The organism is Flavonifractor sp. An91 (genome assembly GCF_002159225.1).
Lineage (GTDB): Bacteria > Bacillota > Clostridia > Oscillospirales > Oscillospiraceae > Flavonifractor > Flavonifractor avicola.
On sequence record NZ_NFHA01000030.1, the window covers coordinates 23253 to 36389 of the forward strand.

At 62.1% G+C, this 13137-nt stretch carries 11 protein-coding genes; 4 read left to right on the forward strand and 7 right to left on the reverse strand.

What is annotated here, in order from left to right; genetic code table 11:
* Window positions 1–14: 14 nt before the first annotated feature.
* Genes B5G42_RS14235 through B5G42_RS14255 form a run of 5 tightly spaced genes read right to left on the reverse strand, consistent with a single transcriptional unit; the run spans window position 15 to window position 5437 of the window.
* Window positions 15–1250 carry a zinc-ribbon domain-containing protein gene (locus tag B5G42_RS14235; RefSeq protein WP_087271631.1) on the reverse strand — a complete coding sequence of 412 codons (1236 nt, stop codon included), beginning with the start codon at window positions 1248–1250 and terminating at the stop codon, window positions 15–17.
* 3 nt (window positions 1251–1253) lie between these two features.
* A complete protein-coding gene (locus B5G42_RS14240; RefSeq protein ID WP_162611112.1) occupies window positions 1254–2174 on the reverse strand; it encodes a zinc ribbon domain-containing protein in 921 nt (306 codons plus the stop codon).
* A 14-nt stretch (window positions 2175–2188) separates the two neighbouring features.
* Window positions 2189–3445, reverse strand: coding sequence for a zinc-ribbon domain-containing protein (locus B5G42_RS14245; RefSeq protein ID WP_087271637.1), 1257 nt, complete (start codon window positions 3443–3445; stop codon window positions 2189–2191).
* 14 nt (window positions 3446–3459) lie between these two features.
* Window positions 3460–4728, reverse strand: coding sequence for a zinc ribbon domain-containing protein (locus B5G42_RS14250; RefSeq protein ID WP_087271640.1), 1269 nt, complete (start codon window positions 4726–4728; stop codon window positions 3460–3462).
* Window position 4729: 1 nt separating this feature from the next.
* Window positions 4730–5437 (reverse strand): serine/threonine protein kinase, encoded by a 708-nt coding sequence (locus tag B5G42_RS14255; protein ID WP_087271643.1) that lies wholly within the window; start codon window positions 5435–5437, stop codon window positions 4730–4732.
* 98 nt (window positions 5438–5535) lie between these two features.
* On the opposite strand from B5G42_RS14255, the gene B5G42_RS14260 reads away from it, so the two are divergent.
* The 3 genes from B5G42_RS14260 to B5G42_RS14270 are packed head-to-tail and all read left to right on the forward strand — an operon-like array spanning window position 5536 to window position 9341.
* Window positions 5536–5970, forward strand: coding sequence for a helix-turn-helix domain-containing protein (locus tag B5G42_RS14260; protein ID WP_087271646.1), 435 nt, complete (start codon window positions 5536–5538; stop codon window positions 5968–5970).
* A gap of 31 nt (window positions 5971–6001) precedes the next feature.
* Entirely contained in the window at window positions 6002–7132 is a 1131-nt protein-coding gene (locus tag B5G42_RS14265) for an S-layer homology domain-containing protein (protein ID WP_162611113.1), read from the forward strand.
* Between the two features lie 34 nt (window positions 7133–7166).
* Window positions 7167–9341 carry an S-layer homology domain-containing protein gene (locus tag B5G42_RS14270; RefSeq protein ID WP_087271652.1) on the forward strand — a complete coding sequence of 725 codons (2175 nt, stop codon included), beginning with the start codon at window positions 7167–7169 and terminating at the stop codon, window positions 9339–9341.
* Window positions 9342–9416: 75 nt separating this feature from the next.
* Here B5G42_RS14270 and B5G42_RS14275 read toward each other — a convergent pair whose 3' ends face one another.
* Together B5G42_RS14275 and B5G42_RS14280 are read right to left on the reverse strand one after the other, a co-directional pair.
* Window positions 9417–10178 (reverse strand): SDR family NAD(P)-dependent oxidoreductase, encoded by a 762-nt coding sequence (locus B5G42_RS14275; protein WP_087271655.1) that lies wholly within the window; start codon window positions 10176–10178, stop codon window positions 9417–9419.
* Between the two features lie 164 nt (window positions 10179–10342).
* On the reverse strand, window positions 10343–11269 hold the full coding sequence (locus tag B5G42_RS14280; protein WP_087271658.1) for a LysR family transcriptional regulator: 927 nt from the start codon (window positions 11267–11269) through the stop codon (window positions 10343–10345).
* Between the two features lie 146 nt (window positions 11270–11415).
* Here B5G42_RS14280 and B5G42_RS14285 point away from each other — a divergent pair, with 146 nt between their 5' ends.
* Window positions 11416–13011 (forward strand): MBL fold metallo-hydrolase RNA specificity domain-containing protein, encoded by a 1596-nt coding sequence (locus tag B5G42_RS14285; protein WP_087271661.1) that lies wholly within the window; start codon window positions 11416–11418, stop codon window positions 13009–13011.
* The last annotated feature ends 126 nt before the right edge of the window (window positions 13012–13137 follow it).

Here is a 13137-nt window from a genome sequence, read left to right on the forward strand (position 1 = left end):
GGTGGGATTCTCCTTTACTCAAAGGTGGCCTGGGACAGATCCAGGGGTTGGTCGCAGAGGTTGAGGATGCTTTGGGCGTTGGCCCGGAAGACGGAGCCCTGGAAGTTGAGGGTTATGTCGGTGGGTACGTTGTCCAGCCGCACCGCCACATCGTTGCCAAAAAAGCGGTTGTCGTTGTACATGGAGTGGTTGGCGTAGTCTCCCGTGCTGTCGAAGTGGAAGCCGATGCCGTTGCTTTGGAAGGAGCAGCCGATGACGTTGACCCAGCTGGTGCCGTAGGCATAAACCCCGGTGTCCCAGCCGGTGAAGGTGCAGTTGGTGGCCCGGAAGGGAGCGGAGCCGGAGAGACCGGTGCCGCTGCCCCTCCCCACAAAATCGATGTCCTGGAGATAGGCAATCTCGCCGTCGGGGGCCACCACCTGAACAGGGCCGGTGAAGGTGGTGCGGTTTCCGCCTTCGTCAGCGGAGCCGTACAGGTTCAGGCTCCGGTCCCGGATGGTGATCCCACCCTCATAGGTCACCGGGGGCAGGTGGAGGTTGATCACCGCCACCGGGTCGTTCGCCTGGCCGCCGATGGTGTCGATGAGGGCCTGGAGCTCCTCAGCCGTGTCCATGGGGTAGTCCTCCGGGTGGTAGTCATATACCGGGATGGGAACCACCTCATAGGTCTGCCGGAGGTAAATGGTGTCTCCGTTTTTCATTTGGAAGGTCCATACCAACTCTGCCGTGCCGCTTTCCCCGGTGAAGTCGATGAGGGAGATAAGGGGGCACTCAGGCGCTCCCTCGTTGTAGGCGGGCTGGGAGCACAGGTAGGGGGAGGAGCTGTCCTCCTGACCGATGAAGGCCGCGCTGACCTCCTCCACCTCCGCCAGGAAGGCGTCGGAGACGTCGTTGCCGGTGCTGTCGTTGATAAACAGCCGGGAGGGCACCCGGTACTGGCCCTCCGGCTCCCCCGGAATGGTCATCTCCGGCACGGGGGTGTAGCGGTCCGCGTGCTGGGTGAGCAGGAGCTGATAGTCCCCGTAGCGGACCTCCCCATAGCCGTCGTAGGTCTTGGGGGCGAAGGCCAGCCACAGCCCGAACCCCACGGCGGCCAGCACCGCCAGAGCCAGCAGTCCAAGCAGCAGTTTTTTCAGCAGGGGAGTGGCGGTTTTCGCCTGTTTTCGGGGATGAATGTCGGTGGCGCAGTGGGGGCAGAAGGAGGACTCCGCCGGCAAAGGCGCGCCGCAGTGGGGGCATTTGTGCGCCATGACTTATCCTCCGTTCCCCTGGTAATCCAGCATGGTGTAGCCCAGCAGGTTGTAGTCCCGGTCCAGCAGCAGGTAGCACATCCACCGGCCCTCATTGGGCAGGAACTCCTCCAGCCGCTGGATCTCCCGGCACTGGCGCCCCGGCTCCGGGCCGTGGAGGGTGTGCCACAGGGCGTAGATCTGGGCGTCGTCCTCCCGCAGCACCGGACCACGGCCGGTGTTGTAACCGTTTAAGAACCACACCGCCCCGGAGGACTCGATCTCCTCCGGCGGGATGTAGGTGGAGAAATCCTCCTCCCAATTGCCCTCAAAGGCGGCCAGCTCCGCCTCGTAGAGGTGGGTGAAGTCGTAGTCGCAGTTCACCACGTCCATCTGCCACTTGCCGCCCCCCAGGTTGGTGGGGGAGCCGATGAAATAGCCCATCAGGTGGGTGTTGTCGTCAAAGATCATCAGAGCCACCCGATTATTGGAGTCGCTGCCGGCGTTGTACATCCCCCGTTCCCCCACGGCGTTCTGGGCGCCCCGGGAGGACACCAGAGTGGCCATCTGGAAGCTGTCCACCAGATAGTCGTCGATGTTGTCGCTGGTCTTGATGGTGGTGCGGAAGTCGATGCAGGTGAGGGTGGGGAAGAACTCCTCCAGATATTCGGGAGTGGCCGTCACCATGCCGTCCTCGTCCTCCTGAAAGACCACCGGTGTGGTCTTCCCGGCGGGGAGACCGGTGGGATGCTCATGGAGCAGCGCCCAGCCCACCAGGGCGGCCGCCGCCACGATGGCCAGAGCCAGCACCCATTTCAGACCCTTCCGCCACATATGGATGGGGACGGGGGCCGCCTCCCGGGTGCGGATGCTCTGGGCGCAGTGGGGGCAGAAGGAGGACTCCTCCGGGAGAACTGCGCCGCAGTGGGGGCATTTGTGTTCCATAGGGATCATCTCTTTCATGTAAAGGTAGCGCCTCCGGTATCAATGGCATGGTTGTTGGGGTTGAGGATGGTCGCCACGTTGCTGTCAAACAGGCAGAACTTAAAGTCAATGGTCCTGAGGCCGGGCACCCGCAAAAGGTCCACCGCCACCGTGTTGTTCCGGAAGGTGTTGTTGGTAAAGTCAGTGTAATTGCAGTAAGTTCCGCCGCTGTCGAAGCGGAAGCCGATGTCGTTGTCGGTAAAGAGGCAGTCTTTTGGGTTGGCCCAGGCCTCCCCGCCCACCAGCAGGCCGATCTCCCAGCCGGTGAAGGAGCAGTCCAGCACCCGGTACTGGGCGGCCACGGTGAGGCCGGTGCCGGTGCTGTTCCCCACAAAGTCGATGTGTTCGATGTCGCACAGAGGGTCCTCCTCCGGCGCAAGCACCACCGGCCCTAAGAAGGTGGTGCGCCGGCCCTGCCCGTCGGTGGAGCCGGAGAGGTTGATCCCCCGCCGGTCAATGGTGAGGCCTCCCTCATAGGTCACCGGCGGCAGGTGGATCCGCACCACCGTGGGCAGGGGGACCTCCGCCTGAATCTGATCCACCAGGGCCTGGAGGTCCTCAATGGTGTCCATGGGGTAGTCCTCCGGGTAGTAGTGGGCGGTGTCCACCCTCTGGAAGTCGATCTTCTGGCGGAGGAAGATGGTGTCCCCGTTTTTCATGGTGATGGTCCACTCTACCTCCACCGGCCCCTGACTGCGGCCGGTAAAATCCAGGGTGGTCAGGGCCAGGCCGTCATAGGGGTCATTGGGGTCTATGGGCAGGGAGCAGACCACCGGGGAAGGGCTGTCCGGCGGCTGGATCACCCGGGTCTGGAACTGATCCATCTGGTTGAAAAAGGCCCGTCCCGCGTCCTGGCCGGAGTCCACATGGGCGACAAACAGCCGGGAGACCCGGTCGTAGACCCCGCCCTCCTCCACCTGCATGGTGTGGGCCGCCTCGGGAGTGGCGTCGGTTTGACAGGTGAGGAACAGGTAGTAGTCGTTGCCGTTCAGGCTGTAGGTCAGCTCCCCCCAGGCCTCATATACGTTGGGGGCAAGGGCGTCATACACCAGCCAGCCCGCCCAGCCAAAGACGGCCAGCACCAGCAGCAGGAGAGTCCGCTTCAAAGGCTTCAGCCACCGGCGGACGGGTGTGTCCACCTCATGTCGGGTGCGGAGGTTTTGGGCGCAGTGGGGGCAGAAGGAGGCTTCCGCCGGAAGGGGCGTGCCGCAGTGGGGGCAGCGTAAATTCATAGCACTCGCCTCCCTCAGTCAAAGGTGGCCCGGGTGAGGTCGGTGGGGTGGTCGGCGGGGTTGGAGAGGTTCAGGCCGTTGCCGGAGAAGGCGCAGCCGTTGAAGTAGAAGGTCTTGGCCCCGGGCACCCGGAGCAGCTCCACGGCAGTGCCGTTGTTCCGAAAGGTGTTGCCCTCCAGCATGGTGCCGTTGACGTAGTCCCCCACGCTGTCAAAGCGGAAGCCCACGCCGTTGTCCTCAAACCAGCACCCGGTGGGGTCGGCCCAGTCGTCTCCGCCCACCAGCAGGCCGGTGTCCCAGCCGGTGAAGAGGCAGTCCTGCACCCGGCCGTCGGCCTCCACGGTGAGGCCGGTGCCCGAGCCGCTGCCCCGGAAGTCGATGTTCTGAATGAAGCACTGGGGGCCCCGGTCCACGTCCACCGTCACCGGGCCCAGAAAAGCGGTGCGCATCTTCTTGTCATCCACGGTGCCGTACAGGTTGATGGGCCGCCCGGTGATGGTGAGACCCCCTTCGTAGTGGACGGGGGGCAGATTGATCCGTACTACCGTGGGCAGGGGGACCTCCGCCTGGATTTGATCCACCAGGGCCTGGAGATCCTCAATGGTGTCCATGTCGTACTCCTCCGGGGTGTAGTCCACTACATCCACCGGCTCGATCACCATCTTGTGTCGCAGAAGGATGGTGTCCCCGTTTTTCATGCGGATGTCCCACCGAACCTCTGCCTCCCCCCGGCTCTGACCGTCAAAATAGAGCGGCGAGAGGGCCATTCCCTCGGCGGCGGGATCGCCCTGATAGGTGGGCTGCTGCCAGGTGATGGGGGAGGGGTTGTTCTGGGGCTGGACCACCTGGACCTGGATGGTCTCGACCTGCTGGCGGAAGACCTGCCCGGCGTCGGCGCCGGTGTCCACATGGGTCACAAAGAGCTTGGCCGCCCGGTCATAGTCCCAGTCTTCGATGGTCTGGATGGTGTATACCGGCTCCGGGGCGCTGTCGTTGCGGAAGGTGGCCGCTAAATGGTAGTCGTTGCCGTTCAGACGGTAGGTCAGCTCCCCCCAGGCGTCGTATGTGTCGGGGGTAACGACGTCATAGAGCAAAAATGCCGCTGCTGCCAGAGCGGCCAGCACCAGCGGCAGAACGGCCTGCCTCACCGGTTTCAGCCACCGGCGGACGGGCGGCTCCGCCTCCCGGCGGTGGCGGAGGGTTTCCATGCAGTAGGGACAGAAGGAGGCCTCCTGGGGGAGGGGGGCGCCGCAGACAGGGCAGGGCCTGGTCCCGCCGGTCATGTCACAGGACCTCCATCAGCCGCAGCACATTGCGGTAGCGGTGCTGGGGGTTGACGTGGGTACACCGGTCCACAATACGGCCCATTTTGCCCCCCGCCAGCTTCTTGGAGGGGTGCTGGCCGGTGAGCATCACGTTGATGAGCACCCCCAGGGAGTAGATGTCGGTGCGGATGTCCGACTGGGACAGGCCGTACTGCTCCGGGGCGGCAAAGCCGGTGGTGCCCAGGATCTGGGTGTCATTGTCATGTTCCGGTTTATGTAAACGGGCGGCGTCAAAGTCGATGAGCACCGCCTCGTCTCCCCGGAGGATGATGTTTTCCGGCTTCACGTCCCGGTGGACGGCGCCGATGGAGTGGAGAACCCACAGGGCCTTGCACACCTGCCGGACGATCTTTCGGGTCTCCTCCGGTGAAAAGAGGGCCTCCTGCAGCAGGAAGCCCATGGTGTCGCCCTCCACAAATTCCTCCAGCGCCAGGACCTTGCTTCCCTCCACCGCCACCTCGTACACGGTGGGCAGGTTGGGACAGGTGTAGTCCAGCAGCTTTTGATAGACTTCCGGATTGCCGGTAAACCGGCGCAGTACCAGCCGTTTGCCGGTGGCCTTGTGTCGGATGAGTTTTACACTGCCCCGGGGACTTTCCTTTAAAATCCGGACCAGATCATACTCCTCCTGAAGCGCATTGGTAAGCCAGGTATAAATAGAAATCACCCCTGAAAAACCTTGTACACTATGCAGTGGGCATATTGTATCCAGGTACAAATTGTTGTAAATTTAGTATAAACGATTTCCATTTGAAAGTAAAGGGAGTGATAGGATTGGAAAATAAGACCACGGGCGATCTGAGCCATGATCTGATGAGCGAGGCCAACATTGACTCTTATCTCCACGACAATCAGCCCTTCTTTGCCAACCAGAGCATTGCGGAGCTGCTGGCGGAGTTATATGAGAAGAAGGACTTTTCCAAGGCGGCCCTGGCCCGGAGGGCGGGGATGAGCGAGGTCTATCTCCACCAGGTTTTTGCCGGCCGGCGCAATCCCTCCCGGGACCGGCTGCTCTGCCTGTGCGTGGGGCTGGAGACCACCCTGGAGGAGGCCCAGCGGCTGCTTAAGCAGGCTGGCTACGCCCCCCTCTATCCCCGGCTGAAGCGGGATGCCATCATCAGTTTCGGCATCGTACATCACATGGAGCTGGGAGAGATCAACGACAAGCTGTTTTCGGAAAATGAAAAGACCCTGTATTGATGCGGTCCACCAAATGAGAGGAGCAGATCACATGAGATTCATTGGAAAAAAGATCTGCGCCGGGGCGCTGGCCCTGGCGCTGTCTGTGTCCCTGCTGCCCGGGGCGGCCCTGGCGGCGGAGAGCCTGGATAACTTTCAGAAGGTCAATACTTACACCGCCGGAACCTTTACCGACGTGGCAGCCGACAGCTGGTATGCCGGCAGCGTGAAGGACGCCTATGAGCTGGACCTGGTGAAGGGGAGCAGCGCTACCACCTTCTCTCCTACTCAGAACATCACCATCGGCTCCGCCCTGGCTTTGTCCTGCCGCCTGCACAGCATCTACCACACCGGCAAGGCCGACTTCCAGCAGGGGGAGCCCTGGTACCAGGTGTATGTGGACTACGCCATTTCAAACGATATCATCGCCAGTGACGAGTTTACCGATTATAACGCCAACGCCACCCGCCGCCAGTTCGCCGGCATCCTGGCCAAGTCTCTGCCCTCTGACGCGCTGAAGGTCATCAACCAGATTGAGCCGGGGGACATCCCCGATGTGGATATTGGCTCCTCCTATGGGGCGCTCATCTATTTCCTGTACGGGGCGGGCATCCTCACCGGCAGCGACAAGTACGGCACTTTCCAGCCGGAGACGCCCATTGACCGGGCCTCGGTGGCCGCCATCATCTCCCGCATGGCTCTGCCCGAACAGCGCAAGCAGCTGACCCTGGAGGAGAAGGAGCCGGAGCCCAACCCCGGCACCCCGACGCTCACCCCCGGACAGCTGAGCAGCCTGAAGAATGACATCGACAAGGCTGGTGAGGCCATTGCCGGCGGACAGAGATCGGCCAAGATCGTGGAGGACTCTTCCATGCCCAATCTGGTGGGTCCCACATCCACCCTTTTGATCATGACCAATGGTGTGACGGCTGTGGGATTTTTGGATCTGGCCCGGGATGTGCTGAAGAATGTGGATGCCATTCCCATCTCCTATGACGGATACACCAGCCTCCAGGAGCTGATCAAAGTGACCCGGGATGACCTGTGGAATGAGTGCAGCGGGCACCAGAACAAGATCAACAAATATACCTGGAGTCTCTATTTTGATCAGGGCTGCGCGTCCATGGACAAAGCTGAGAGGCGGATCGCCGCCATACAGGAGATTATTGCCACCCTGGGATAACAAGCCCGCAAGTCAATGACAAGGAGGAACTGAGATGAAACGCAAACTGCTGAGCCTGCTGATGGCCCTTGCCCTCATGGTGGGCCTGATGCCGGCGGCACTGGCGGCAGACAACATGGACCACTTTAAAAAGGTCAACGACTATCCCGCAGGGAAATTTACCGACGTGGCCGCCTCCAGCTGGTACGCCGAGAGTGTGCAGAAGGCCTACGAACTGGATCTGGTGAAGGGAAGCAGCGGCAATACCTTCTCTCCCACCCAGAATCTGACCATCAGCTCCACCCTGGCGCTGGCCTGCCGCCTGCACAGCATCTACCACACCGGCAAGGCCGACTTCCAGCAGGGTGAGCCCTGGTATCAGGTGTATGTGGACTACGCGGTGGAAAACGGCATCATCACCGCCGGCCAGTTCACCGACTACAACGCCAACGCCACCCGCCGCCAGTTTGCCGGCATCCTGGTGAAGGCCCTGCCCGCCGAGGAACTGGAGGCCATCAACACCATCGAGAACGGGGACATCCCCGACCTGGCCGCCGGGTCCGCCAACTATGAGGATATCTACACCCTTTACCGGGCGGGCATTCTCACCGGCAGCGACAAGTACGGCACCTTCCTGCCTGAGACTCCCATTGACCGCGCCTCGGTGGCCACCATCGTCTCCCGTATGGCGCTGCCCGACCAGCGCCGCCAGGTGACCCTGGAGGAGAAGCCGGTGACCATTACCGCCATCACCCTGGATAAGACCACCCTGGCCATTCAGCAGGGTGAGAGCGGCAAGCTTACCGCCTCCGTTACCCCCGCCAACTCCACTGAGGCTCTGACCTGGACCAGCTCCAACAAGAGCGTGGCCACCGTGGCCGCCGATGGCACCGTGACCGCTGTGGCCCCCGGCACCGCCGTGATTACCGCCGCCGCGTCCAGCGGCGTCAAGGCCACCTGCACCGTCACCGTGTCCAAGCGGGCCCTGTCCACCCAGCCCCTCTATGAGGACTCCAATGTCAGCATCAAGTTCTCCAAGGTTCAGAAGAGCAGATATGACGCCGGCGAGGCCGAGCTCTATCTGAATGTGACCAACAAGACGGGGAGCACCATCACCGTTCAGGCCGACGCGGTGAGCCTCAACGGCTACACCTTCAACGACCTGGTCATGAGCGACGACGTGTCGGCCAATTCCACCGGCACCGTCAAGGTCACCATCCAGAACTACGATTCCTCCCTGGTGAACCTGAACAGCGTCCAGACCGTGGGCGGACAGTTCCGGGTGATCCTGGGCGGCGTGGGCAGCGGCTCCAAGACCACCTATGCCCGCTTTGACGCCACCAACCTGTACACCGGCAAGACCGACGACACCATCCCTGCCGTCAGCGGCAAGGAGAAGCTGTACAGCGACGAAAATGTGGAATTCTACTACGGCAAGACCCAGAAGTACCCCTACTCTGACGACGGCAGCGAGATCGAGGTCTACCTGCTGGTCCGCAACAAGAGCGACATCACCGTGCTGATCCAGAACGACACCGTGGTCATCGACGGCAGAAGCTACAACCGCACCACCATGTCCCACCCCGTCCTGGCCCACTCCACCGGCTATGTGAAGGTCACCGTGAGAGAGTACAGCGGCCCCACTCCCTCCACCGTCACCACTGTGGGCGGCGACTTCCGCGTCATTGACGATCTGGGCGACCGGGGTACCTACACCATTACCCTGGGCGGCGGCTCCAGCGGCGGCTGGGAAGGCGGCGGCACTACCGACCCCGATCCTGATCCCGGCACCGATCCTGACCCCGGAGACAGCGACGGCAAGATTACCTACACCGACGCCAAGAATCTGAACAAGTATGCCGACAGCGCCACAAAGGCCATTAACAACGGCCTGGATTGCCTCAATAACGCGCTGAAGACCAGAGTGCCCGCCCAGCAGATGCTCTATCTGAAGCAGGCCATCTCCTACGGCCAGTCGGCCGCCCGCAGCATCAAGCAGGCGGTGGATCTGCTGGACAACCGGGTGGATCTGGAGCTGACCAACGGCAGCACCGAGCAGGAGTATGTCAGAGAGCTCTATGACCTTCTGTGTGAGCTGGATGACATCACCGTCACCGAGGATAACATTATGGAGGCCCATGAGGCCATCTCCGATATCCTGTGGAGCGCCAGCGCCAAGGCCCTGGGCTTCCAGAACCGCACCGTCAAGCTCATTGGCGCGTTTGCCTGATTTGCGATAATAAAGAAGCCCGGCTCCTTTTGGGAGCCGGGCTTCTTTGTGCTGTAGGGAATGTGTTGTATGGAATCAGATGGTGGCGCCGTAGTCCACCACCAGGGTCTCGCCGTTGATGGCCTTGGACTCGTCGCTGGCGAAGAAGAGGATGGCGTTGGCCTGATCCTCGGGCTGGGTGCGGGGCAGGGAGCCGTCAAAGTGCTTGCCGCACAGGTGGCAGAACTCGTTGTCGAAGGTGGCCAGATTGGCGGGATCAAAGATGTCGGTCTGGGTGGGGCCGGGGCAGACGGCGTTGACCCGGATGCCCTTGCCGGCGAACTGGATGGCCACGTTCTTGGTCATGCCGATGACGGCCATCTTGGCGGCGGTGTAGGACACACCGGCGTTGGAGCGGGTGGCGCCGATGGAGGAGATGTTGACAATGGAGCCGGAACCGGCGGGAGCCATATACCGCAGAGCCTCCCGCATCATGTAGTACACAGAGGTCTGATCCACGGCGATGACCTTGTTCCACAGCTCCTCGTCGCAGTTGGTGATGGACATATTCTTGTCGTCGATACCGGCGTTGTTCACCAGGATATCCACCCGGCCGAAGGTCTCCACGCAGGTATCCACCAGACGGCGGCAGTCAGCGGCCACGCTGACATCGGTGGACACGGAGATGGCCTTCACACCCAGAGAGGCGGCGTACTCCTCCACTTCCTTCAGCTTGTCCAGCCGGCGGGCAGCCAGCACCAGGTTGGCGCCCTCACGGGCAAAGAGCTCGGCAGTAGCCTTGCCGATACCGGCGTTGGCGCCGGTGATGATAGCGACTTTTCCTTCCAGACGTTTCATGTGGTTGTTCATCCTTTCTATGTTGTGGGCGGCCCTGCCGCCGTTAATCAGAACAGACCTGAGTCATACAAAATAGGTATAGAGAAAGTCCCCTCTGTTCCGCTGTGATACCTTTAGTATAGCGGAACAGAGGGGACTTTCAAAATGCCCCTTGCGGCGCAGCATTATGCTTTTGAAGTTATACCTGCGGCGGCCATCCGCACCTTCTCCTGCACCAGCAAGTCGATGGCAAACTGGATGAAGGCGTTGGCTGCGTCGGTGAGGGGATAACCCTTGTGGTAGGACACCCCCAGGCTGGCGGGAGGGACCCCCTCCTCCAGGGGAATGACCAGAATAGGGCTGTCGGGGAAGAGGGCCCGCAGCCGCAGCATCTGGGATACCGGCATCACGGCCACCCCGGCCTTTTGTTCCAGCAGGCGGTAGACCAGGCTGGTGCTCTCCACCTCGTAGGCCAGGGTGGGTTCAAAACCCCGGGCCCGGCAGATGGAGCGGAGGGTTTTGGCGTCTAGCCGGGAGGCGTCGCAGATCAGAGGCTGACAGGCCAGCGCCTTTAGCTCCACCACGGTTTCCTTTGCCAGGGGGTGGTCCCGGTGGACAAACAGGCCGTAGTCCATCTCCCCCAGCAGGCGGAAGGTGAGCAGATTGTGGTTGAGGGGGTAGGGGGTGACCGCCAGGGTGAGGGTGCGCTCCACCAGCTGCTGGGCCAGCCGGGAGGCGTCCCCCTGGTACTGGCGGATGCCGATCTCCGGGTGGGCCCGGGAGAAGGGCTGGAGGATGTCGGGGAGAAAGCCGTCGATGGAGCAGCCCAGAGAGAGGATATTCTGGTTGTTTTCATATAACCGCTGTACCGTCTGGATGCAGGCGTTCAGCTCCCCGAAGGCGTTCTCCACCCCGGAGAGAAAGATCCGGCCATATTCGTTGAGCACCACCTTGCCCTTCCGGTGCTCAAAGAGGGGGACCCCCAGCTCCCCCTCCAGCCGGGCAATGGAGCGGCTCAGGTTGGGCTGGGTGACAAACAGCTCCCGGGCCGCCTGGGAGATATTTCCCGTGCGGGCCACGGTGCGGAAGTAGTTGAGTTGGGAAAACTCCATTGACTCACGCCCTTTCCCCCGTATTATACCGGATTCCGGCAAAAAAGGAAAGAAATCATCCCGGGCCGACCCGGTCACTCCACTATTTACACCGGCGGGTTTTGGGAGTACAATAACCTTGTAGAAAATGCACAAGGAGGTGCCCCATGAAACTGACCTTTTTCGGCGCAGCCCGTGCCGTGACCGGCAGCTGCCACTGTGTGGAGTGCGGCGGGAAGAAGATCCTGGTGGACTGCGGCCTGCAGCAGGGCAGGGACGAGCGGGACAACCAGGAGCTGGACTTCAACGCCGGGTACATCGACGCGGTGGTGGTCACCCACGCCCACATCGACCACTCCGGCCGCATCCCCCTGCTGGTGAAGCAGGGCTTTGAAGGCAACATCTACTGCACCCGTCTCACGGGGCAGCTGCTGAGCATTATGCTGCGGGACTCGGCCCACATCCAGGAGAGCGACGCCCAGTGGCAGAACCAGAAGGGCAAGCGCGCCGGGGCCGAGCCGGTGGAGCCCCTGTACACCGTGGCCGATGCCGAGGCCGCCATCAAGCACATCGTCACCTGTGAGTACGGCACCCGCCTCCAGATCGAGGACGGGGTGAAGGTGCGCTTTGTGGACGCGGGCCACCTGTTGGGCTCGGCCAGCGTGGAAATGTGGCTCACCGAAGGGGAGGAGACCCGGAAGGTGGTCTTCTCCGGCGATATCGGCAACCGGGACCAGCCCATTATCAGGGACCCGGAGTACATCCGGGAGGCCGACTATGTTTTGACGGAAAGTACTTACGGCGACCGGCTCCACGACATGAGCGAGAAGCCGGACTACACCGGCGACCTGGCCGCCATCATTGACGAGACCCTGGGCAAGGGGGGCAACGTGATTATCCCATCCTTCGCCGTGGGCCGCACCCAGGAGCTGCTGTATTTCATCCGGGAGATGAAGGAGCAGGGGCTGGTGAAGAGCGTGCCCAACTTCCAGGTGGTGGTGGACTCCCCCCTAGCGGGCGAGGCCACCCGCATCTTCTCCGGCGACCTCCACGGCTATCTGGACGAGGAGGCCATCGCCGCCCTGAAGGGAGGGGCCCTGTTCCAGTTCCCCGGCCTCACCATCACCGAGTCCAGCGAGGAGTCCCGGGCCCTTAATCAGGACAAGACCCCCCGGGTTATCATCTCTGCCTCCGGTATGTGCGATGCCGGCCGGATCCGCCACCATCTGAAACATAACCTGTGGCGGCCCGAGTGTACCGTAGTCTTTGTGGGCTTCCAGGCCGAGGGCAGCCTGGGCCGCCGGCTCATCAACGGGGTCACGTCGGTAAAGCTCTTCGGCGAGGAGATCGCCGTCCGGGCCAAAATCGTCAACTTCCACGGCCTCAGCTCCCACGCCGACAAGGACGGCCTGCTGCGGTGGATCGAGAGCTATAACCCCAAGCCCCGGCAGGTCTTTGTGGTCCACGGCGACGCGGAGGTCACCGAGATCTACGCCAACACCCTGCGCCAGATGGGGCTGGCCGCCCACGCCCCCAACTATGAGGAGGTCTACGACCTGCTGTCCAACAAGATGCTGGCTCCTGGCCTGCCGCCGGAGCAGAAGCCCGCAGCCACCCCCGGTGCCTCTCCCGCCTACCAGCGGCTGGAGGAAGTGGGCCGCAAGCTGATGGAGGTCATCTCCCACAACAAGGGGGGCACCAACAAGGATCTGGGCAAGTTTGCCGACCAGCTGCGTGCCCTCATCGAGAAGTGGGACCGCTGAACCCCATAACAAAGGGCCTGTTGCAAAATAGCTGTTTTGCACAAACCTGTCATTGCGAGCCAGTGCGCACACTGGCGTGGCAATCCGTTTCCCCGGCAAAAGGGGCGGATTCCCACGAAAAACGGC

What these genes read in the sequence shown, in the direction of transcription:
- B5G42_RS14245 (WP_087271637.1), bottom strand. Translation starts at nt 3,445, where the DNA reads ATGAATTTACGCTGCCCCCACTGCGGCACGCCCCTTCCGGCGGAAGCC.
- B5G42_RS14275 (WP_087271655.1), bottom strand. Translation starts at nt 10,178, where the DNA reads ATGAAACGTCTGGAAGGAAAAGTCGCTATCATCACCGGCGCCAACGCC.
- B5G42_RS14265 (WP_162611113.1), top strand. Translation starts at nt 6,002, where the DNA reads ATGAGATTCATTGGAAAAAAGATCTGCGCCGGGGCGCTGGCCCTGGCG.
- B5G42_RS14280 (WP_087271658.1), bottom strand. Translation starts at nt 11,269, where the DNA reads ATGGAGTTTTCCCAACTCAACTACTTCCGCACCGTGGCCCGCACGGGA.
- B5G42_RS14240 (WP_162611112.1), bottom strand. Translation starts at nt 2,174, where the DNA reads ATGGAACACAAATGCCCCCACTGCGGCGCAGTTCTCCCGGAGGAGTCC.
- B5G42_RS14250 (WP_087271640.1), bottom strand. Translation starts at nt 4,728, where the DNA reads ATGACCGGCGGGACCAGGCCCTGCCCTGTCTGCGGCGCCCCCCTCCCC.
- B5G42_RS14270 (WP_087271652.1), top strand. Translation starts at nt 7,167, where the DNA reads ATGAAACGCAAACTGCTGAGCCTGCTGATGGCCCTTGCCCTCATGGTG.
- B5G42_RS14235 (WP_087271631.1), bottom strand. Translation starts at nt 1,250, where the DNA reads ATGGCGCACAAATGCCCCCACTGCGGCGCGCCTTTGCCGGCGGAGTCC.
- B5G42_RS14285 (WP_087271661.1), top strand. Translation starts at nt 11,416, where the DNA reads ATGAAACTGACCTTTTTCGGCGCAGCCCGTGCCGTGACCGGCAGCTGC.